Here is a 21145-nt window from a genome sequence, read left to right on the forward strand (position 1 = left end):
AAATGAGAGAAATTTCAGTTAAATTTACGAGCAAATCTTTGAGTAAAGAGTATTCTATTAGCTTAGAAGATGAGTTTGCACTCAGCTTCGAGCGGGACTGGCGCGAGATCGCAAGAGATGGTTTGCATGTAGATGTGGGCGAGCTTTTGAAGGCATATATTCAAAAGAGTTATGAAAATTATATGTTTTCTAGCAAAATAGAGGCTATTTCAAAAAACATCGATGAAGGAGTGAAAAGATGAGTAAAGGCGGAGCAGGCGGTAACGGACTAGGTAGTCTGATTTTAATCATAGTTGTGATTTTTTTCGGCGTTAAGGTTGTGTGGCCGAAATTTACATCTCTTACAGACGGACCATTGGCGGCTTCTGCTGTGACGGATTTGGATAGGTTTTTTAAGGATATCAAAAGCGATTATGACGCTAAGGGCGAATTTAGAGAGCTTAAAAACATGACAAGCGTGCGCCAGTTTAGCGACGAGGATTTAAACGCGAAAGTCGTAGTCGGCAAGCCTATCAAATACGGCGTGGGCGTCAAATCTAAGGGAAATATGGAAATGTGCGCAGATATCACGCTCAAACACGACGGAAATTTATACTTTATGGAGCTTTATCCTATAAACAAAAAAAGCAATCTTTGCAAAACTTTCCATAATTTAGAGACATTTAAAAAATATTCTCGCTTTAATGTAGGTAGAGGCTGATTAAAAAATCAGCCCTCCAAGTCCAAATTTAATCATCAACGAAAAAATAATCAAAACCCCAAGCCCAGCGAAAAATCCAGCTAGCACATCATCGCTCATCACGCCCAGACCGCCCTTGATATCGCGATCGGCGCGCCCTATGATAGATGGCTTCCATATATCAAAAACCCTAAATAGCACAAGGGATAAAATCATCGCAAGCCACGAAAGCTGGCTAGCTTCAAAGCCAGAAATAATCTGCGCGAAATCTATCCCATACACCTCGCCTACGCTAGCACCGATGCTCATAGCGATCCACACGCCCACGACCTCGTCGATTACGATTTCGCTATTATCGTGCGAACCGACCTGTTTTTCGTATTCGTCAATGATTTTTAGCGAGATTACAAAAACCAGAGCAGCGCACAAAAACAGCGTCGTTCCTCCCGCAAGTGATAAAATCACAAGCCCTACAATCCAGCCTGCCACGCTCCCCCAAGTCCCAGGCGCAGGTCGCAAAAGCCCACTTCCAAAAAATGTAACAAATAGTTTATTCAAATTATCTCCTTTTAAATTTCAAATTTCAAGTTTTTAGCGCGCTGGTTTGATACAGCCTCATTAACTCTTCGTAAAATTCACTCTCACTTCTAGGCTCGATAAGCCCGTCGTTAGGGAACAAATCATCATAAAGGGCTTGCAAATCGGCGAAGCGATTAGGAAAAAGCTCGGCCAAAATCATCGCCGAAATCTCCTTTCGCATGAAAAGCGCAGGTGGCAAAATCCCAGCATAGAGCATGGCTTTGAGGTTGCGCGTGTGATAATGCACATGGTGGTGCGAGCCGTGCGGGCAGTTTTTCACGCTAGAAAGAACCTTGCATTTGTTGCAATACACATACTCTGGCATAAGCCAAATTTCGAAATTTTCGTAATCGCAAAAATCCAGCACAGAGTGCATATCGCCGTGGTCGAAGTAGCCTGCCACATGCTTGTGTTTTTGCCCAAATACGACCTTATTTATGCCTAGATTGTGCGCTATGGCGCATTCAAGCGTGGGGTCGGAGTGGTTATTTAGCGCGCTAAAATTGTTTAAATCTATGAGTAAAACCCGCCCTTTTACAAGGAAATTTTCGCACAAAAACTCCAAGGTTTTTTTGCGCAAATTTGCACTAAATGCGTCAACCCTGCTCGAACCCACCAAAAAAATCACCACAAAATCAGCCTTGTCTATCATCAGGCGAAGTAACCTTTCATGCACCCTGTGCAAGGGATCTGCCATGGTGAAAAAGGCTGAAATTCTGGGGTTTTTAAAGCTTGATTTTCGCGCGAAAAATTCCGCAAACTCATCACCAATTATATGCGAATTTAGGCTAAGCTCGCCCCTAATCGCCTCATTTCCTGGGCGTTTGTTTTCAAAAACGGAGTTTTGTTTTTCTTCGTCTGTGATTTTTTGCGATGAAATAATTTTTAATTTTCCGCAAATTTCGCCATTGCAGATTAAATTTACCTCTGCGCCAGCTCTAAATTTCCCCGCTACAAAGGCGAAATTTTTGCCGTTTTTTAGCCTCTCTTCGCCCCCAAATGCCCCAAATTTCAAAAGGTGCAGGGCGCAAAGCTCGCTTTTTGAAATCTCAATGCTATTTTTTTCGCGTGATACCATATTTTTTTCTCTTTTCCCAAAGCGATTTTCGCGAAATCCCCAAAATCGAGGCGAGTTCAGAGTCAAAATACTCGCCCTGATGCGCTAAAATCGCAAATTTCAAATACTCTTCCAGGCTTAAAATTTTGTTTTTCGCGCAGTATGGAGAGAGTAAAATTTCATTTGAGTTTTCGCTAAATTCCATAGAACAAACCTCCAAAACTAGCCGTTTTTCGGCGAAATTTGATAAAATTTGCGCTCTTTTGGCGGGCGATGTTTTATCAAATTTTTGCACGAATAAAATTTCATCTTTTATTTTTAAGTTTTCGCAATCCTCGCCATTAGCGATTATGATTTTTGCGCCAAAATTTTGGGCGATTTGATGAGCGCATAAAAGGCGCGAAATTTCATCATAACCCTTTAAATAAAGCGGAAATTTGAGCTTTTGCGCGTTTATTTTTGGCGTGTCGTAAATTTCTTTTAGCGCGCGCAAGAGTTCGTCGTTTCGCTCTTTTTCACGCAAAATTTGTTTAAAATACGCGTAGTGATCGAGCTTTTTGATGAGATCTTCTATCATAAACGGCTTTAAAATATAATCCGTCGCGCCCGCATTTATGGGCGCTGTAACCGTGTCGTTGCTGATGTATGATACTAGCATTATCACGACTGCGTTTTTGTGGCGCGCAATCACGCTTAGCAAATCGCCACTCCCCCACGATGATGAGAGCAAAACAGCGTCGAACTCCCCAGCGTTCAGGGCTAGTGGCAGGGTGGAAACCACGGTGCATTGGTGGTTTAGCGCGCTTAGTTTTAGGCTAAGTGAGTTTGCCAGATAGCTTTCCTTTTCGGCGATTAAGATTTTCAAAACTAATCCTTGATAAGCAGTTTTTTCCAGTCAAAATACTTTAAATTCACACTTACAATCACCGCAATGCCCTCGCTTCGGCCCACAAAGCCTAGTTTTTCGGTGGTGGTGGCTTTGACATTTACCTTGCGCGTGGCTAAAATTTCGCACAAAGCTTTTCGCATTTGCTCTTTGTATGGGCTTAGTTTGGGCTTTTGCGCCATTATGGTAATGTCAGCATTTACGATTTCAAAGCCATAGCGGTGAATTTTATCTGTTACTTTTCGTAACAAAATTTTCGAATCAATCCCTTTGTAAGCCTCGTCTGTATCAGGGAAAAGCTCGCCAATATCACCAATCCCAGCTGCCCCGCACATTGCATCGATTAGCGCGTGAATCGCCACATCGCCGTCGCTATGAGCGATAAGCGAATACTCGCACGGGATTTTTACGCCACAAAGTGTGATAAATTCGCCCTTTTGCATGGCATGCACATCAAAGCCGTTTCCGCAAAAAATGTCCGAACAAACGCTAGGAAAATCAAAATTTTCTAAATCGCAAATTCGCGTGATTTTTCTAGCCGAAATTTCGCCCTTTACAAAGCCCAAAGTCCCGCCCACGCTCTTTATGGCTAAGCTATCGTCTGTGAAAATTTGCTCGCTTTGCAAGGCTTTTTTTAATAAATTTGTGCGCGAGAGTTGCGGGGTTTGGATTAGTTTGATTTCGTCGCGCGCTATCTCGCACTCGCCCAAATACGCCGTGTCATTTACGCCTAAATATGGGCTTACGCAGTCAAATTTGCCTAAATTTTCAAGTAGCGAGTTTATGAGATTTTGAGAAATACTAGCCCGGGCTACATCGCTTACTAAAACAAACTCGCTTTGCACCATTTCAAGGGCGTTTTTAAGTGATTTTTGGCGCATATCGCCACCGGCTATAAATTCGAATTCATCGCAAAATGAGCGCATGTATTTTAAATCTTGCGGATTAGCTACGATTATGATTTTTGCGAAATTTGCCTTTTTTGCGAGATCTTTGGCGACATGTAGCCACAGCGGATCATCACCTATGCGAAGCCACTGCTTTTTTACGGGGCTAGCAAAGCGCGTAGAATCCCCAGCGGCGAGTAAAACGAGTGATATTTCAGACATTTGATTTCCTAAAATTTTAAAAATGTTACGAAATTATACATATTAAATTTAAAAAATAGTGAAATTTTGGCTAAATTTTGCAAATTTTGCCAAGGGGTGTTACGAATTTAAACACGCAAAAAAGATTTAAATTTTGCTTTTTTGTAGTAAAATTCTATCAAATTTCACAAATTTTCGCACGAAAGGTCAAAAATGCAAACCCCAAATTTAAAAGACTGCGCAACCCCAACTCAACTTTTTTACGCTAAAAATGGTGTTATCACCCCACAAATGGAGGCTGTCGCAAAAACAGAGTGTTTGGAAGCCGAATTTATCAGAGCGCAAATCGCACAGGGAAAACTCATAATCCCAGCCAACATAAACCACAAAAACCTAGTTCCTATGGGCATTGGCAGGGCGCTGAAATGCAAAATCAACGCAAATATCGGCTCTTCTAGCCTTAGCAGCGGCATAGACGAAGAGATCGAAAAATTGCGCCTTTCGATAAAATACGGCGCAGACACCGTCATGGATCTAAGCACAGGCGGGGATTTAGATGAAATTCGCTGTGCGATTATCGCAAATTCAACCGTTCCAATTGGCACGGTGCCGATTTATCAAATTATCCATGACATTAAAGATTTAGACAACCTAACGCCACAAATTATGCTTGATTGTATCGAAAAACAAGCTAAGCAAGGCGTTGATTATTTCACTATTCACGCTGGATTTTTGCTTAAATTTATGCCGCTTGTTGCCAAACGCAAAATGGGAATAGTAAGTAGAGGCGGCTCATTAATGGCTAGTTGGATGATGAAGCACCACAAAGAAAATCCGTTTTACGAAAATTTTGACGCTATTTGCGATATTTGCGCTAAATACGATGTTTCGCTCTCACTGGGCGATAGTTTGCGACCGGGTTGTTTGTATGATGCCACAGATGAAGCCCAAATGAGCGAACTTGCCGAGCTTGGCAAACTTGCAATTAGAGCAAATGCAAAAAATGTTCAAGTTATGATAGAAGGTCCCGGACATGTGCCGTTTAATCAGATTGAATTTAATATGAAAGAAGAGCAGCGCCTTTGTAACGACGCTCCGTTTTACATACTTGGACCGCTTCCGACAGACATTGGTGCGGGATACGATCATATCACAAGTGCGATTGGCGGGACAATGGCAGCATTTCACGGGGCTAGTATGCTTTGCTATGTTACGCCAAAAGAGCATTTGGGTTTGCCAAATGCAAAAGATGTTAGAGACGGCATAATAGCCCATAAAATCGCAGCTCATGCAGCAGATGTCGCACTCGGCAAAGCCGGGGCGATCGAGCGAGATCACGCTATGAGCGACGCTAGGTATAAATTTGACTGGAACAAGCAGTTTGAACTCTCCCTTGATCCTGAGCGTGCGCGCGAATATCACGACGAGAGTTTGCCTGATGAGGGCTTTAAAAATGCGGAGTTTTGCTCGATGTGCGGGCCAAAATTTTGCGCGTATAAAATTTCGCGCCAAATCGCAGAGCAAAATTGCGAACACTTCCCAAAAGAGAATAAATGAATAAAACTGCCTTAATCACGGGAGCTAGTAGCGGTTTGGGGCGCGAGTTTGCGCGGATTTGTGCTGGGAACGGATATGATTTGGTTATCACAGCGCGAAATACTGACGCACTAAACGCCCTAAAAAACGAGCTTGAAGCTAAATTTGGCGTGAGAGTTTTTATCTTTGGGGCGGATTTATCGCAAAATACTAGCGTGGATAAAATTTGCGAATTTGTCCGCGAAAATTTCCTGAAAATCGATATTTTGATAAATAACGCAGGTTTTGGAGATCGCGCTGAATTTGCTAAAAGCGACCTAAAAAAACAGCTTGAAATGGTGCAGGTAAATATCGCTAGTTTGCTAAATTTAACGCATTATTTCGCAAATTTAATGATAGCGCAAAATGGCGGAAAAATCCTAAATATCGCCTCTGCTGCCTCGCTCACAGCGGGTCCAAAAATGAGCGTGTATTACGCAAGCAAGGCATTTGTGCGAAATTTCAGCGTAGCCCTAGGCGAAGAACTTCGCGCGCAAAATATCAGCGTTACGGCGTTTTGCCCAGGACCTGTGGCTACAAATTTTGGCGAGCGAGCAAATGTAAAAAACGCTAAAATTTTTGCGCGAAGCGATGATGCAAATGCTGTGGCAAGGCGAGGCTTTGAGGCGATGATGAGTGGCAAAACGCTAGTGTATGACGGCAGGTTTATGCTTCTAGCGAACCTTTTGACCCGCATTTTCCCGCTTAAATTTTGCGCCAAAGTTACAGGCTTTTTAAACGGCTAAATTTAAAAAAAATTTCAAACTTTTTAAATATAATGCGCCTTTTATCAAATTTCAAAGAAAGAGGAAAAATGAGTAAAGACGAAATTTTAAACGCGCTTCGAGGCGTGATTTATCCGGGGTTTTCGAAATCTATCGTTGATTTTGGCTTTGTAAAAAGCGTGAGTGAGGGCGAAAATCCTGTGATAGATATCGAAATCCCAAGCCAAAAAAGCGAAATTTCAATGCAGATTAAGGCTGAAATTTTAAATTTAATCCCAACTGCGCAAATTTCGATCAAAACACCAAAACTAGCCCCCGAGCAGAGCAATTCGCGCTCTGGCAAAAATATCGCCCCGCAAATCAAACATTTTGTGATGATTAGCTCAGGCAAAGGTGGCGTTGGCAAATCCACAACAACCCTAAATTTGGCGATTTCGCTAGCCAAACTTGGTAAAAAAGTAGGCGTGCTAGACGCTGATATTTATGGTCCAAATATGCCACGCATGCTAGGCGAGGAAAACACCCAAGCTAGCGTAATTGGACAGAGATTAAAGCCGATCGAAAGCCATGGAATCGAGATGATGAGTATGGGCGTGCTAATCGAAGCAGGTCAGGGGCTAATGTGGCGTGGGGCAATGATAATGAAGGCGATTGAACAGCTTCTAAAAGATGTCGCGTGGAGTGATTTAGATGTGCTTTTCATAGATATGCCACCTGGAACTGGCGATGCGCAAATCACACTTGCCCAAAGCGTGCCAGTAACGGCTGGTGTGTGCGTAACCACGCCACAAACCGTAGCACTTGATGACGGCGCTAGGGGGCTTGATATGTTTGAGAAGCTCCATATCCCAGTGGCTGGAATTATTGAGAATATGAGTGGATTTATCTGCCCTGATAATGGCAAAGAATACGATATTTTCGGCCGTGGCGGCGCGCAAAAGCTAGCTAGTGCTTACAATACCAAAGTCATCGGCGAAATCCCAATCGAAATCGCAATCCGCGAGGGTGGCGATAATGGCAAGCCAATTAGCTTTTATGCGCCAGATTCTGTGAGTGCGAAACGCTACGAGCAGGCTGCGCGCGCGCTGTGGGAAAAAATCGAAGAGGTCGATAGGGAAAATTTAGCTGATAATTCAGCGATTCAACCACAGGCTTAAATTTCAAATTTTACCTGCCAAACGGCGAATTTTTGCCGTTTGGTATATAAATTTCATATATCACAAATCGTTATTTTATATTTGACTTTAAATCGTTTTTATTGATACAATCTCGCAAAAATCCAAATTTAAGAAAATATATGAAATTTAACGATATTAAAATTTTACTAGCTGGAATTTGCGCATTTATCGTGGCTATCGGCACGGCGCGATTTGCTTTTACAGCACTTTTGCCATCAATGCTAGGTGATTTTTTAAGCGTAGAACGGGCTGGAATTCTAGCCTTTGCAAACTACACTGGATACTTCGTAGGCTCCTTTGCTACGGTCTTTGTGCGCGGGGGAGAGTTTAAAATTTTGCTTTTTAAACTAGCACTTTTTCTAAGCATTTTTACGACAATTATTTTAGCATTTAGCGAAAATTACTACCTTTGGTTTGGCGCGAGAGTGGCCGCAGGAGTGGGTTCGGCGCTGGTTATGGGCGTGGGTTCGTCATTTGTCTTTGACCTACTATCTCACAACAAACAGGCTATGGCGTTTTATTTTGGCGCGGCTGGTATTTCTATCGTGCTAACCTCGCTTGTGGGAAATTTAGTTCTTGTGTTTTTTAGCTGGAAAATCGCGTGGGTTTTTTTGATAGTTTTTTCGCTTCCTTTAAGCATTTTCGCGCTAAATACACTCACACCAAAGCGTGGTAAAAACGCCAAATTTTTGGTCGCAAAAAGCGAAAAATTGCCAAATTTGCTAATTTTGAAAATTTTAATCTTCGCATATTTTTTGGAGGGCATGGGATTTGTGGTGCAGGCTAGCTTTTTGCCTGATATCATAAACCGCGTAAAAGGGCTAGAAAATATGGGCACTTATGCGTGGTATTTGGTGGGCGTTTTCGCGATGTTTGGGCCCTTTGTGTGGGTGAATTTGGGGCGGAGATTTGGCGGGGTAGAGATGATGATGGTCTCGCTTTTGTTGCAAATTTTAGGGATTTTAATCCCGGTGTTTAGCCAAAATTTAATCTTAAATTTATTAAGCGGTGCTATATATGGAAACACGATGATGGGGCTAACCGCGCTATTTATGAGCTATGGGGCGAGCCTAGCGCCCAAATCATCGGCACCGATTATGAGTGCGCTAACGGCTGCGTATGCCATAGGAACGATAATCGCGCCACTGTATTGTGCTAAAATCTTTAATATCTATCAAAGCTACGATAGGGCGCTAGTTTTAACCGCGATTTTTGTGGGACTTAGCGCACTTAGTCTAGGTGTGATAAAATTTTTAAAAAAGGAGCAAAAATGCCACTTATCAATGTCAAAATGACTATCGAGGACGGCGGTTTGAGCGTGGAGCAGAAGGGGGATTTAGTCCGCGAGCTAACAGATGCTTTTGTGAAAGTCGTAGGGCGTGGCGAGAAAACCTGCGTCGTCATCATAGATGAGCTTAGCACCGATAACTACGCAATCGGCGGCGAGACGATAACGGCTATCAGAGCAAAGCAAAAATCATAAATTTCATAAAATTTCTTAAATTTGGAGATAAAAATGGATTCAAATTTATTAAAAGTTTTTGTCGCAGTCGCTGGTGAGCGAAGCGTAACACTGGGCGCAAAAAAGCTAAAACAGGCTCAATCAAACATCACAGCTCGTATCAAACAGCTAGAAAACGATCTTGGCTTTAAGCTTTTTCACAGAGTTCCGCAAGGCGTTTTGCTTACCAAAGAGGGCGAAATGCTCTATCCTAGGGCGTGTGAGATTGTAAGCAAAATCGAGCGGTTAAACAAGGAGATTAAAAAATCCAAAGAATTAAGTTTGCGCGTAGTCTCCACAGAAGCAAATGCTGCGGTGCGCGTGGTGCCGTTTCTGCTAAGGCTTTATAATGACTTTAAGGGTGCTTCGTTGGAGCTTACCACAAATACGACTGCTGGGTGCCTTAAATGGCTACTTGATTACAAGGCTGATATTGCCTTTGTAAGCGGGATAGTCGAGCATAAAGATTTAATGACGCTAAATATTTTTGATGAGACAATGGTCATCGCAAGTCCAAAGCAAACGAGCGAAAATATGGTGTTTCTGGCATATCGTAAGGGGTGCGCTTATAATGATTTTGCGATGAAATATTTGCAATCTCGCAAAATAGAGGCTAAAATTTTCGAATTTGCTAGTTATGAGACGATTTTGGGCTGTGTGGAGGCTGGGATTGGGCAGACGATACTGCCACTGAGCATAATCGAAAAGCTTGGATACGACAAAAAGCTAAATTTGAAAATTCTTTCCAAAAAACAGGCAAATATCCCAACTACAATGATTTGCAGGAAGGATAATGTCCCAAATATCGAGCAGTATCTACGCGATATGAAATTATAACTTTATCCCAAAAATAGGAGTATAAAATATGGAAGAAATCAAACTCGGAACTTTCGCACAAGAAGATTTAAAAGAAGAAGTTGGTAGCGAAGAAATCGTTAATTTGCCGCAAAAACCTAAAAAAATCACATTGAAAGATATTGATTTTTCTGACCGCAATAGCCTTCTTGGAACTGGCGAAAAAGTAACCAAACCTTGCAGTTTTGGAGCAAGAGAAGGGCTTGCTGAAAGAGCAAAAGATATAAATGGATTATATTATTCTATTGCAGAATTGCTCGGAGAACCTGTTGGGGAGAACAAAGCATTGATTCTTGATCAAAATTATTCAAAAGCTTTGGGTATTAAAATTATGAATACACCACTTGATGAGTTAGATGAAGAAATTGCAGAAAATTTGATTAATGAAATTCGTTGGCCTTATGAAACAATATCTAAAATTCGCATAAAATTGGCAACAGAAGAACTACACTATATAGAAATAAATAATAATACTAAACTAGACATTTCAAAACACCCGTTATATGCTAAATTGCAAAAAGCGATTGATGAACTAAATAAAAGAGGTGTAGTATTTAATGTAAGTAATGGCAGAATGATTGAACTCGAAAAAAAGGAACGAGAAATTTTAGGAGAAGATTATTCCAAATACAGACATAGCATAAAAATATAAGGTTTGTTAAATGGCGCAAGAAAAATTATCACAAGAAGAAATAAAAAAACTGCAAGAAGCTTATAAGCTAACAGAAAAAGAGTATCAGAAATAATATTTCCCTCAAACACTGCCCTGCTAAATTTTGATTTAAATTTAGCAGGGCATTTTTTCTCCTTTATTATCAAATTAAGCTATATTTTGATAAAATCACGCCTTTTAAATTACAAAAAGGAAATCTATGCAAATCCCAGAAAAGGTCGTTCCGCGCGATAAAATCATCGTTCGCACAGGGCTAGTTGGAATTCTTACAAATGTGATTTTGGCGCTGTTTAAGGGGGCGATTGGGTTTTTTACAAACTCCATTGCTATCGTAATTGACGCTATAAACAATCTAAGCGATGTGCTAAGTTCGGTGATTACAATTGTAGGGCTAAAACTTGCTGGCAAAAAACCAGACAAAGAGCACCCCTACGGGCATGGCAGGATCGAGTATCTCACGGCTTTAAGTATCGGCGTGATTATCCTATATGCGGGGTTTGCGGCGCTTATTAGCTGTGTGCGCAAGATTTTTGCTCCGCTCACGCCAGATTACGATGGCGTTTCGCTATTTTTGATCGCAGTTGCGGTCGTAGTAAAAATCGTGCTTGGCTCATACACCCAAAAAATGGGCGTCATGGCGAATTCTGACTCGCTAATTGCAAGTGGGATTGACGCGAAATTTGACGCGTTAGTGTCGTTTTCAACGCTAGTGGCGGCGTTTATTTTTATATTTTTTGGCGTGGCTTTGGAGGCGTATTTGGGCGTGATTATTTCGCTATTGCTTATCAAAACAGCTGCCGAAATCTTAAAAGACACTATCAATAAAATTTTAGGAAGTCCCCTAAATATCGAGATTGCAAAGCAAATTTATACCGAAATCAAGAAAATCGATGGCGTGCTTGGCGCGTATGATTTGATGTTTCACGACTACGGCCCTGATAAAATGCTGGGCTCCGTGCATATCGAAGTTAGCGAGGATATGAGCGCGGCTAGCATAGATACACTCACGCGAAAAATTCAGAGTGAAATTTTCGCCAAATTTAGCGTAGTTATCGATACTGTGGGCATTTATGCGCTAAATTTAAAAGATGAGCAAATCGCTAAAATTTATAGTGAAATTCAAAAAATAGTTTTTAGCGATGAAAAAATTTTGCAAATGCACGGATTTCACGCAAATTTGATAGAAAAAATCATCAGTTTTGATGTGATTATTGATTTTGACGCGATTAACCGCGAGCAAATACATCAAAATATCATCAAAGAAGTCAGCGCGAAATTTAGCGATTATGAAATTTTAATCGCCCTTGATAGCGATTATAGTGCCTAAATTTTGGCTAAATTTAGCCTTTTTTTGTATAATCGCAAAATTTTAAATTCCAAGGATTAAAAATGATAGAAATCAAAGATTTAGTAATGCGTTTTGGCAAACAGCTGCTGTTTGAAAATGTAAATTTGACGCTTCTAAAAGGTCATAGATACGGACTAATCGGCGCAAATGGCGCGGGTAAATCGACGCTACTTAAAATTTTAAGTGGCGAGGTCGAGCATAGTAGCGGCGAAATCATCGTCGAAAACGGCCGTAAAATTGGCGTTTTGGGGCAAAATCAATTTGCGTTTGAGGAATTTTTGGTAAAAGACGCGGTTTTGTATGGCAACAAACGCCTATATGATGCCGTCAAAGAAAAAGAAAAACTCTACGAAAGCCCCGAATTTACCGACGAAATCAACGATCGCTTGGCTGAGCTTGAAATCATCTGCGCCGAAGAGGATCCAAACTACGAGTATGAGACGAGAATCGAGAAAATTTTAAGTTCGCTGGGATTTAGCGAAGATGAATTTGGCAAAAAAATGAGCGAAATCGAGGCCAGTGACAAGGTCAAAATCCTCCTAGCCCAGGTGCTGTTTCCTAAGCCTGATATTTTGTTTTTAGACGAGCCGACAAACAACCTCGATATCGACGCGATTGCGTGGTTGGAGTTCGAGCTAAACCGCCACGAAGGCACTATGGTCGTCATCAGCCACGACCGACACTTCCTAAACCGCGTCTGCACGGACATTTTGGATGTGGATTTCAAAAAAGTGCGTGAGTTTAGCGGGAATTACGATGATTGGTTTATCGCGGCAAATTTGATAAAAAAACAGGCTGAATTTGAGCGAGATAAAAAGGTCAAAGAAAAGGCGGAACTCGAAAAATTTATCGCCCGTTTTAGCGCGAATGCTAGCAAGGCCAAACAAGCCACAAGCCGTCAAAAACTGCTCGATAAAATCGACATTAGCGAGATTGCGACATCTTCTCGTAGGGAGCCAAGCATACTTTTTAAACTAGGGCGCGAGATTGGAAATGAGATTTTAGAGCTTAGCGAGATTGATAAGAGTTTCGGTGAGATTAAAATTTTGCAAAATTTTAATTTAAAGCTTTTAAAGGGCGATAAAATCGCAGTTATCGGGCGAAACGGCGTGGGTAAATCGACGCTGTGCAAGATCATCGTGGGCGAAATGGCGCCAGATAAGGGCAAGGTGCATGTGGGCGCGACTATCGAGCAAGGATACTTCGCGCAGGATACGAGCTCGGCGGTGAGTGGTGAAGCGAAGCTGTATGATTATCTCAGAGATGAGAAAAACAAGGATTTAGACGAAATTCGCAAGTGCCTTGGGCGAATGCTTTTTAGCGGCGCTGAGCAAGAAAAAAGCGTGGGTGCGTTAAGCGGTGGCGAAAAGCACCGCGTAATGCTAAGCAAACTAATGCTAACTAAGCCAAATTTTTTGGTGCTTGATGAGCCAAACAACCACCTTGATTTGGAGGCTATTATCGCTCTTGGCGAGGCGCTGTATAACTTCGCAGGGTGCGTGATTTGCGTTAGCCACGACCGCGAATTAATCGACGCTTTTGCGAACCGCATTTTGCACCTTAAAGGAAACGGTGAGATTGTGGATTTTCGCGGGACTTACGAAGAATACAGAGCGAGCCTGGGGGAAGAGTGATGATAAAAGTGCGCGTAAATGGGCGTGAGTGCGAGTTTGACGCCGATATGAGCGTGGAAGAATTTTTGCGCTCGCAAGGGTTTGATTTGCGCTATATCGCCGTGGAAGCCGACGGAGAGATTTTGAAAAAAGATTTATGGAAAAGTTCGCAAATTTCAGATTTTAAAATTTATGAAATCGTTGAATTTGTCGGTGGCGGGTGAAATGCTGAATTTAAAAAACGAGAGCGAATTTAGGGCTGAAATTTTCGCGCGAAATCCGCGTGGTGTGAGTGAAATTTTATCACGCGCCAGGGTTTGCATACTAGGAGCTGGTGGGCTTGGCTCAAATGTCGCTATAATGCTTACTCGCGCTGGTGTGGGTGAGTTTTTTATCATAGATTTTGACATTGTTGAAGCTTCGAATTTAAATCGCCAGCACTATTTTTTACGCCATTTAGGAAGCCCAAAAATAGAAGCTTTAAAAGAGCAAATTTTGGGTATTAACCCTTATGCGAAAGTGCAAATTTGTGGCGAAAAAATTACTAGCGAAAATGTGCGTGAGATTTTACGGGACGAAAAAATCATCTGCGAGTGCTTCGACGGAGCCGAAAATAAGGCGATGATAGCGAATTTGGCAGGGGAATTTAAAGATAAAATTTTCATCTGTGCTTCGGGTATGGCGGGACTTGGGGGAGCGAATTCTATCCAAACTCGCAAATTTGGGGCGAATTTATATCTTTGTGGCGACGGCAAAAGCGATATGAGTGCAGGACTTATTTCATCTCGTGTCGTAACCTGCGCCGCCCACCAAGCAAACGCTGTGATAATGGCGATTTTGGGGAAATTTAAAGTTTAAGGTAAATTATGGAAGAGAAAATTTTTCGCTCGGTTAGAATGCGAGCTATGCTGAATTTTGGCATATTATACGCCGTCGCTGGAATATCGGCATTAATCACAGATATTTTAAAAACAGATAAAGCAGATGATTTTGCGCTTTTTGAGGGTGTTGTCGGGATAATTTTTATCGTAGTCGTGATTATTGGATTTTTTATTTTTAGAACAATTCAAAAAAATACAAATTCCAAAGTTTGCACAAATTTTGTAGAATTTTGGGTTATAAATTTACTCAATCTTGCAATATTTGTGTTTTTAAATTTGATAAATATTGATATGAAAATAGTCGATTTTATTTTTACGATTTTTGCATTTTTGGCTTGTTATAAATACATTTTGGTTTATCTTCAACTCCAAAAGCTAAGCGACGAAAAATTATTTTATGTATGCGCTTTTTTATTTACTTTAAGCGAAATATTTAGTTGCGCCGAATTGTTTGATAGTGTATTTACTCTTGGCGCCAGTGCAATGCTCGCAATTTGCCCTATTGTGGAATTTTTCGCTTGGTATCGAACTAAACGGCTTAAATTGGTTTAGTAATTTAATTGAATAAAACTTTTTTATAGTCATTGCGAGCAAGCTACGCTCGCAATGACAAAATAAAGTAAATTTTACTTCGCTTACAATGACAATAAGATTTCGGCGCAGTATTTCAGGGTGACAGATTATGCGTCATTGCGAAAAGCCAAAACCTACATATATTTTTCTAAAACTTTTGGAATTTCGATAGTGCCATCAGCGCGTTGGTAGTTTTCCATGACAGCGATTAGCGTCCTGCCCACTGCCAAAGATGAGCCATTTAGCGTATGCACTAACGCATTTTTCTTATTTTCATCTTTATAGCGGATTTTCGCGCGTCTTGCCTGAAAATCACGACAATTTGAAATCGAGCTGATTTCTCTGTATTTATTTTGTCCGGGAAGCCAGACTTCCAAATCAATCGTTTTTGCTGCGCTAAAACCAAGATCTCCACTGCAAAGCACCATGTGGCGGTGCGGAAGTCCCAAAGAAGCTAGCAAATCACTAGCGCAAGAGACCATTTCATCTAGCATTTTTGCGCTATCTTCTGGCTTCGTAATCGCCACAAGCTCGACCTTTTCGAATTGGTGCTGACGAATCATGCCCCTAGTATCGCGCCCTGCGCTACCGGCTTCTTTACGGAAACAGTGGCTATAACTCGTAAGCTTTATCGGTAAATTCGCACTTTCGATAATCTCATCGTTGAATAAATTTGTCGCCGTAACTTCGCTAGTAGGTATGAGATACAGATTTAGCTCGTCATCATCGACCTTGTAAAGGTCGTCTTTGAATTTCGGTAGCTGTCCCGTGCCATAAAGTATCTCATCACGCACCAAAAACGGCATATTTACAAGCTCAAAACCACGGCTATTGTTAAAATCAATCATATAATTTATCAGCGCCATATTTAGCTTCGCACCAAGCCCACGAAGCGCGGTAAAACGGCTACCGCTAAGCTTCACGCCTCGTTCGAAATCTAGCCAACCAAGGCTTTCGCCAAGTTCAAAATGCTCTTTTGGCGTAAAGTCAAATTTACGCGGTTCTAGCACGGTTTTTACGCAGACATTTTCGTTTTCATCTGCACCAAATGGGACATCATCATCGATGATATTTGGCACGACGGCTGCGATAGTATTTAGCTTTTCTTCGCACTCGCTGACCACTGCGCCGAGTTCTGCGATTTTTGCTTTGTTTGCGTCAAGCTCGGCTTTTAGGGCTTTGGCGTCGCCACCTTGTCTTGCTATGACGCCCATTTCTTTGCTTTTGGCGTTTTGCACGGCTTGCAAATTTTCTAAATTTGTCTTTTTTTCTTTTAACTCATTATAAGCGTCAAGTAGGCTTTTTAGCGTGTCTGCGGGGACTTTTTTGGCGATTAGTTTTTTATTAAATTCGTCAAAATTTGTCTCGATTAGTCGTAAATTTATCATATCTTTCTCCGTGAAATAAAAATTTTTGGATTTTAGCGAAATTTTACTTTAAAAATATAAAGTGGGCAAATTTAAGCGAAATTTTATAATATCTAAAAATTTTTAGTGTTATTTTAAGCAAAATTCTGTAATATTACGAAACTAAAATTTTTCACAAGGAGCAAATATGAAATTTAAAATTTTATCCCTTCTAACCTGCGCCGCAACTGCGTCATTTGCGCACTTTGGCGTAGTTTTGGCAGATAGTGATACTATCGAAGATGAGAGCAAAAACAAGCTAAATTTAGTTTATGAATTCACTCACCCTTTCGAGCAAAATCGTATGAATTTAGAAATTCCAAATGTGGCTGAAATTTGGATAAATGGCGAGAAAAAGCCGTTTTTGGATAGCTTAAAAGCGCAAAAAGAGGGCGAAAACGCTTACTTCACAGCCGAATTTGAGGTAAAAGAACCGGGCGTTTATCAATTTTACTTCGATCCTAAGCCATATTTCGAACCAGCCGAGGAAAAATTTATCCGCCACCAGACAAAAACCATAATCGACGCTTACGGATACGGCGAGGGCTGGGACGAGCCAGTAGGGCTAAAAGCCGAAATCGTGCCACTTACGCGCCCATTTGGGTTGTATGCGGGCAACTCATTTTGCGGGACAGTATTATACAAAAATGCCCCAGCTAAGGGCGTAGAAGTCGAGGTCGAGCACTATAACAAATCAGGCCTAAAAGCCCCTAGCGAGGATCATATCACGCAGGTTGTAAAGACTAATGCAAACGGGGAATTTTGCTTTACGATGCCTCTATCTGGGCATTGGGGCTTTGCGGCGCTAATAGATGATGACGAAAAAGTCGCGCACGAGGGCAAGGAATACGGTGTCGAGCTTGGTGCGGTGCTTTGGGTGCAGACCAAAGACTACGAAAAATAGGGCTTTGCGCGTGAAATTCAGCGTAAAATTTGGAGCGAAATTTAGTATGAATTTAAGAGAGAAATTTGGCGCAAATTTTACCTATAAATTTCGCTCAAATTTGAGCGAAATTTCATTTAAAATTACGAAATTTAGGACATTAAATGCACATTAGCGAAGGCGTTTTACCAAGCGAAATTTTAATATCAGGCTGGGCGATAAGTGCGCCCATGGTGGCGTATCTCGCATACCGCTTAAAAGTGGAGAAAATCCCGCAAGTAGCGTGTATGAGCGCGATTTTTTTCATCGCTTCATTTATCCATTTGCCAGTGGGCGTAAGCTCCGTGCATTTGATTTTGGGTGGATTAATCGGCGCAGTATTGGGTGCTGACGCGATTTTAGCGATATTTGTGGGGCTCATGCTCCAAGGGGTTTTCTTTGGCTTTGGCGGGATTACGATTTTGGGCGTAAATACCGCGATTATCGGCTTTCCAGCCGTTTTGGGCGCAGTGTTTGTGCGTGCGTGGAGAGGCGCCAAAATGCCCACCACGCCGGCGTTTTTCCTAGCAGGAGCGGTGCCGATACTCATCTCGACGCTACTTTTGGATTTAATCCTTTTTGCTAGTGGCAAGGAATTTTACACAATTATCACGCTAATCTCGCTAGAATCGGCAGTTTTGGCGGTTTTGGAGGGGATTATCGCGCTGTTTGCGCTGAAATTTATCGTGCGGGTAAAAAAGGAAATTTTGCTATGAAAAGGCTCATTTTTGCGCTGTTTGCGTTAGCTTTGGCGAATACTGCCCCGGCTCACTCGCTAAAAGCTTTTGCTAGCCAAGACGGGGAAAATGTGCGCATAAAAAGCTTTTTTTACGGCAATTCGCCCTGCCAAAACTGCGATGTAAAAATCAGCCAAAACGGCGCAGTATTACTGGAATCAAAAACCGATAAAACTGGCGTTTTAAGCCTAAATTTGGGCGCTGGGGAATACGAAATCGAAATTTACGGCGGCGCAGGTCATGCGAAAAAAATAAATTTTAAAGTGGAAAATGCGGTGGAAAATTCGCAAAATTTGCAAAGCCAAAATTTAGATCAAAATTCGAGCGAAATTTTGCAAAATTTGCTTGAATTAAAAAATTCATCAAACCAAAATTTATTAAATTTTGCGCTTAGTTTGGCTATAATTTTCGCGATTTTTGGCGCACTTTACGCCATAAAAAAACGCAAATAAGGATCAAAAATCAAAACTTTTAACCCCTGCCAAAACGCCGCAATTAGCCTACTTTGCTTTGTGATTTATAGCTTTTTTGTGGCACTTGGGGGCAAAATTTATCTTAGCTATTTTTTGCCAGTTTTAGCCCTTTTGGCGCTAAATTTCGCCGATTTTAAAGAGATTTTTAAAAAACTTGCGATTTTAAATATTTTTGTATTTTTTATGATACTAAGCGCGCTAATAGCGCAAAATTCGCACTTTGCACTGCTTGTGTTTTTTCGAGCAAATTTGATTATGCTTTTTGCGATTTTGATTTTTTGGAAGCGGGACGAGTATTTTTTGGCACGCGGGGTGCGAAATTTAGGGCTTGGGGATAAAATTTCATCGATTTTTTATTTTTGCGTGAAATTTATCGCGTTTTTGCGCGCAGAGTTAGAACGCCAAAAAACCGTGCTTTTGGTGCGTGGATTTAGGGCGAAAAGTTCGATTTTTAGCTACAAAACTTACGCAAACTGCGTTGCACTACTGATTTTAGGGGCGTTAGGGCGGGCAGAAAATCTGCAAAACGCCCTGATTACGCGCGGATTTAGCGGGAAATTTTTCTTCGCCAAAGAGAAATTTGGCGCACTCGAAATCGGATTTTTATTTTTTGTATTAATTTGCCTTTTTGCAAGGCTTGGAGAGATGATTTGAGCTGTTCGGTAAAACTTAGAAATTTAAGCGCGAAAATGGGCGAAAGAAGCCTTTTTACGGGGCTAAATTTAGATGTCGCGCACAAGGAAAAAATCGTAATCTTGGGCGAAAATGGTCGCGGAAAAACCACGCTTTTGGAGATTTTGTGCGGGTTAAGGGCGCCTAGTGGCGGAGAGATCGAGATTTTTCACGAAAAAATTTCTAGTGTCAAAGAGTTTGCGAAATTTCGCCAAAATATCGGGTTTTTGTTTCAAAACTCCGACGAGCAATTCATCTGCGCCAATGTCTTTGACGATGTCGCATTTGGGCTTAGGGCGCGAAACGAAGCGATAAAAAAGGGGCAAAACGGAGGCGCAAAAAAGGCTAAAATTTTAAAATTTTTCCGTAAAAATTCGAGCGAAAATTTAGAGCAAAATTCTAGCGAAATTTTCACCACGCCGCACAATCACCACATAAAACCGCGAAAAATTTTAAGCGAAGACGAGATAAAAATCCAAGTTGATGAGATTTTGCAACGCTTTGGAATCTCGCATTTAAGGGACGCCGTGCCGTATCATCTAAGCGGCGGCGAGAAAAAACTCGTAGCACTTGCTGGGGTGATCGTGTGCGAGCCTGAGATAGTTTTGCTCGATGAACCCACGACTGGGCTTGATTTTGCTATGCAATCGCGCGTCGCAAAAATCCTAAAAAACCTCGATATTAGCGAGATTATCGTGAGCCATGATGAGAAATTTATAGGTGCCGTGGCGGATAAAATTTACACATTGGGCGAAGAGGGATTATTTAGCGCAAATGGCGAGCCTTGCGGGATTTGAACCACGCGTTTCTACACTGAGAATGTAGCGTCCTGGGCCGCTAGACGAAAAGCTCAAAGAAAAACGCGTATTATACAAATTTTTAGTTAAATTTTTTCTTTGCGTTTGAATTTTGGCGGTTTTATGCGCGGGTTTTGTCATTGCGAGCAAGTGTAACGAGCAAAGCAATCTACGATTTAAAATTACCGAACGCTAAATTTGCTGTCATTGCGAGTGTAACGAAGCAATCCAGGGGAATTCAAAAAAAATTTTAATTCACAGAAAAATTTATCGAAATTTATATTTTATGGAATTTTAAAAAACTCGCTCTAAATTTTACTGGATTGCTTCGATGGCGTTGCCGTCTCGCAATGACACGGATTATAGCGTCTGGTAGTTTATGCTCGTAGATTGCCACGAATTTTGCTGACGCAAAATTTTCGCAATGACAGATTAGACAATTTTCACGCTCGTAAATTCTCGCAATGACAAATCAGACAAATTTCGCTCGCTATTGTTATTGCGAGGAGCATAGCGACGAAGCAATCCAGGGAATTTTTTAACTCTTAATTTGTCATTGCGAGCGAGTGTAACGAGCGAAGCAATCTACGATTTAAAATTACCGAACGCTCAATTTGCTGTCATTGCGAGCGTAGCGAAGCAATCCAGGGGAATTCAAGCAAAATTTTAATTCGCAGAAAATTTTATCAGAATTTAAAAGTTATAAAATTTTTGAAATTTATTTGAAATTTTACTGGATTGCTTCGACGGCGTTGCCGTCTCGCAATGACACAGATTATAGCGTCTGGTAGTTTATGCTCGTAGATTGCCACGAATTTTGCTAGCGCAAAATTCTCGCAATGACAGATTAAACAAATTTTCGTTTGCAAATTCTCGCAATGACAGATTAGACAAATTTTGCTCGCTATTGTCATTGCGAGGAGCATA

The 21145-nt window shown here is 41.4% G+C and carries 25 protein-coding genes and 1 tRNA gene; 20 read left to right on the forward strand and 6 right to left on the reverse strand.

Annotated elements, in window-relative coordinates:
* The first annotated feature begins 2 nt into the window (after nucleotides 1-2).
* Both OFO10_RS07625 and OFO10_RS07630 read left to right on the forward strand, forming a co-directional pair.
* Complete coding sequence (locus tag OFO10_RS07625; RefSeq protein ID WP_270866722.1) at nucleotides 3-242, forward strand: hypothetical protein; 240 nt, start codon at nucleotides 3-5, stop codon at nucleotides 240-242.
* Entirely contained in the window at nucleotides 239-700 is a 462-nt protein-coding gene (locus OFO10_RS07630) for a hypothetical protein (protein ID WP_270866723.1), read from the forward strand. The genes OFO10_RS07625 and OFO10_RS07630 overlap by 4 nt, the downstream gene beginning before the upstream one ends.
* Here the strand turns inward: OFO10_RS07630 and OFO10_RS07635 are convergent, their stop codons facing one another.
* From OFO10_RS07635 to OFO10_RS07650, 4 genes are read right to left on the reverse strand one after another with little or no spacing between them, the layout of a single operon-like run.
* Nucleotides 701-1237: a phosphatidylglycerophosphatase A family protein gene (locus OFO10_RS07635; protein ID WP_270866724.1), complete on the reverse strand. Its 537-nt coding sequence runs from the start codon at nucleotides 1235-1237 to the stop codon at nucleotides 701-703. It lies immediately after the preceding gene.
* A 25-nt stretch (nucleotides 1238-1262) separates the two neighbouring features.
* Nucleotides 1263-2336, reverse strand: coding sequence for a sulfate adenylyltransferase (locus OFO10_RS07640; RefSeq protein ID WP_270866725.1), 1074 nt, complete (start codon nucleotides 2334-2336; stop codon nucleotides 1263-1265).
* Entirely contained in the window at nucleotides 2314-3180 is an 867-nt protein-coding gene (locus OFO10_RS07645) for a hypothetical protein (RefSeq protein WP_270866726.1), read from the reverse strand. The genes OFO10_RS07640 and OFO10_RS07645 overlap by 23 nt, the downstream gene beginning before the upstream one ends.
* A 2-nt stretch (nucleotides 3181-3182) precedes the next feature.
* Nucleotides 3183-4310, reverse strand: coding sequence for a bifunctional 2-C-methyl-D-erythritol 4-phosphate cytidylyltransferase/2-C-methyl-D-erythritol 2,4-cyclodiphosphate synthase (locus OFO10_RS07650; protein WP_270866727.1), 1128 nt, complete (start codon nucleotides 4308-4310; stop codon nucleotides 3183-3185).
* Between the two features lie 192 nt (nucleotides 4311-4502).
* Between OFO10_RS07650 and thiC the strand changes: the two genes are divergently transcribed.
* The 12 genes from thiC (at nucleotide 4503) to OFO10_RS07710 (ending at nucleotide 15190) form a co-directional block, all read left to right on the forward strand.
* The gene (thiC, locus tag OFO10_RS07655; RefSeq protein WP_270866728.1) at nucleotides 4503-5846 is read left to right on the forward strand and encodes a phosphomethylpyrimidine synthase ThiC; all 1344 of its coding nucleotides are present in this window, start codon (nucleotides 4503-4505) and stop codon (nucleotides 5844-5846) included.
* Nucleotides 5843-6610, forward strand: coding sequence for an SDR family NAD(P)-dependent oxidoreductase (locus tag OFO10_RS07660; RefSeq protein WP_270866729.1), 768 nt, complete (start codon nucleotides 5843-5845; stop codon nucleotides 6608-6610). Before thiC ends, OFO10_RS07660 begins: the two co-directional genes overlap by 4 nt.
* Before the next feature lie 68 nt (nucleotides 6611-6678).
* Nucleotides 6679-7746: an Mrp/NBP35 family ATP-binding protein gene (locus OFO10_RS07665; RefSeq protein WP_270866730.1), complete on the forward strand. Its 1068-nt coding sequence runs from the start codon at nucleotides 6679-6681 to the stop codon at nucleotides 7744-7746.
* A gap of 140 nt (nucleotides 7747-7886) precedes the next feature.
* Nucleotides 7887-9062 carry a YbfB/YjiJ family MFS transporter gene (locus OFO10_RS07670; protein WP_270866731.1) on the forward strand — a complete coding sequence of 392 codons (1176 nt, stop codon included), beginning with the start codon at nucleotides 7887-7889 and terminating at the stop codon, nucleotides 9060-9062.
* Nucleotides 9038-9250, forward strand: coding sequence for a tautomerase family protein (locus OFO10_RS07675; protein ID WP_270866732.1), 213 nt, complete (start codon nucleotides 9038-9040; stop codon nucleotides 9248-9250). The genes OFO10_RS07670 and OFO10_RS07675 overlap by 25 nt, the downstream gene beginning before the upstream one ends.
* A gap of 33 nt (nucleotides 9251-9283) precedes the next feature.
* Entirely contained in the window at nucleotides 9284-10105 is an 822-nt protein-coding gene (locus OFO10_RS07680) for a LysR family transcriptional regulator (RefSeq protein WP_270866733.1), read from the forward strand.
* A gap of 28 nt (nucleotides 10106-10133) precedes the next feature.
* Nucleotides 10134-10775, forward strand: a complete 642-nt coding sequence (locus tag OFO10_RS07685) for a hypothetical protein (RefSeq protein ID WP_270866734.1) — start codon at nucleotides 10134-10136, stop codon at nucleotides 10773-10775.
* 220 nt (nucleotides 10776-10995) lie between these two features.
* Complete coding sequence (locus OFO10_RS07690; protein WP_270866735.1) at nucleotides 10996-12123, forward strand: cation diffusion facilitator family transporter; 1128 nt, start codon at nucleotides 10996-10998, stop codon at nucleotides 12121-12123.
* 62 nt (nucleotides 12124-12185) lie between these two features.
* Nucleotides 12186-13778 (forward strand): ABC-F family ATP-binding cassette domain-containing protein, encoded by a 1593-nt coding sequence (locus tag OFO10_RS07695; protein ID WP_270866736.1) that lies wholly within the window; start codon nucleotides 12186-12188, stop codon nucleotides 13776-13778.
* Nucleotides 13778-13981 (forward strand): sulfur carrier protein ThiS, encoded by a 204-nt coding sequence (gene thiS, locus OFO10_RS07700; protein WP_270866737.1) that lies wholly within the window; start codon nucleotides 13778-13780, stop codon nucleotides 13979-13981. The genes OFO10_RS07695 and thiS overlap by 1 nt, the downstream gene beginning before the upstream one ends.
* Before the next feature lies 1 nt (nucleotide 13982).
* A complete protein-coding gene (gene thiF / locus OFO10_RS07705; RefSeq protein ID WP_270866738.1) occupies nucleotides 13983-14615 on the forward strand; it encodes a sulfur carrier protein ThiS adenylyltransferase ThiF in 633 nt (210 codons plus the stop codon).
* A gap of 8 nt (nucleotides 14616-14623) precedes the next feature.
* A complete protein-coding gene (locus tag OFO10_RS07710) occupies nucleotides 14624-15190 on the forward strand; it encodes a hypothetical protein (RefSeq protein ID WP_270866739.1) in 567 nt (188 codons plus the stop codon).
* Nucleotides 15191-15345: 155 nt separating this feature from the next.
* Here OFO10_RS07710 and serS read toward each other — a convergent pair whose 3' ends face one another.
* Entirely contained in the window at nucleotides 15346-16599 is a 1254-nt protein-coding gene (gene serS, locus OFO10_RS07715; protein ID WP_270866740.1) for a serine--tRNA ligase, read from the reverse strand.
* A gap of 166 nt (nucleotides 16600-16765) precedes the next feature.
* On the opposite strand from serS, the gene OFO10_RS07720 reads away from it, so the two are divergent.
* From OFO10_RS07720 to OFO10_RS07745, 6 genes are read left to right on the forward strand one after another with little or no spacing between them, the layout of a single operon-like run.
* Complete coding sequence (locus tag OFO10_RS07720; protein WP_270866741.1) at nucleotides 16766-17521, forward strand: DUF4198 domain-containing protein; 756 nt, start codon at nucleotides 16766-16768, stop codon at nucleotides 17519-17521.
* A 10-nt stretch (nucleotides 17522-17531) separates the two neighbouring features.
* Nucleotides 17532-17675: a hypothetical protein gene (locus tag OFO10_RS07725; protein WP_270866742.1), complete on the forward strand. Its 144-nt coding sequence runs from the start codon at nucleotides 17532-17534 to the stop codon at nucleotides 17673-17675.
* Entirely contained in the window at nucleotides 17665-18255 is a 591-nt protein-coding gene (gene cbiM / locus OFO10_RS07730) for a cobalt transporter CbiM (protein ID WP_270866743.1), read from the forward strand. The genes OFO10_RS07725 and cbiM overlap by 11 nt, the downstream gene beginning before the upstream one ends.
* Nucleotides 18252-18728 carry a hypothetical protein gene (locus OFO10_RS07735; RefSeq protein ID WP_270866744.1) on the forward strand — a complete coding sequence of 159 codons (477 nt, stop codon included), beginning with the start codon at nucleotides 18252-18254 and terminating at the stop codon, nucleotides 18726-18728. Before cbiM ends, OFO10_RS07735 begins: the two co-directional genes overlap by 4 nt.
* A 42-nt stretch (nucleotides 18729-18770) precedes the next feature.
* Entirely contained in the window at nucleotides 18771-19403 is a 633-nt protein-coding gene (locus tag OFO10_RS07740) for an energy-coupling factor transporter transmembrane component T (RefSeq protein ID WP_270862235.1), read from the forward strand.
* Nucleotides 19404-19438: 35 nt separating this feature from the next.
* The gene (locus tag OFO10_RS07745; RefSeq protein WP_270866745.1) at nucleotides 19439-20218 is read left to right on the forward strand and encodes an energy-coupling factor ABC transporter ATP-binding protein; all 780 of its coding nucleotides are present in this window, start codon (nucleotides 19439-19441) and stop codon (nucleotides 20216-20218) included.
* Here OFO10_RS07745 and OFO10_RS07750 read toward each other — a convergent pair.
* Nucleotides 20197-20273: transfer RNA gene (locus OFO10_RS07750), tRNA-Glu, on the reverse strand. The genes OFO10_RS07745 and OFO10_RS07750 overlap by 22 nt on opposite strands.
* Between the last annotated feature and the right edge of the window lie 872 nt (nucleotides 20274-21145).

Origin of the sequence: Campylobacter sp. VBCF_06 NA8 (genome assembly GCF_027737825.1) — a bacterium.
GTDB lineage: Bacteria > Campylobacterota > Campylobacteria > Campylobacterales > Campylobacteraceae > Campylobacter_B.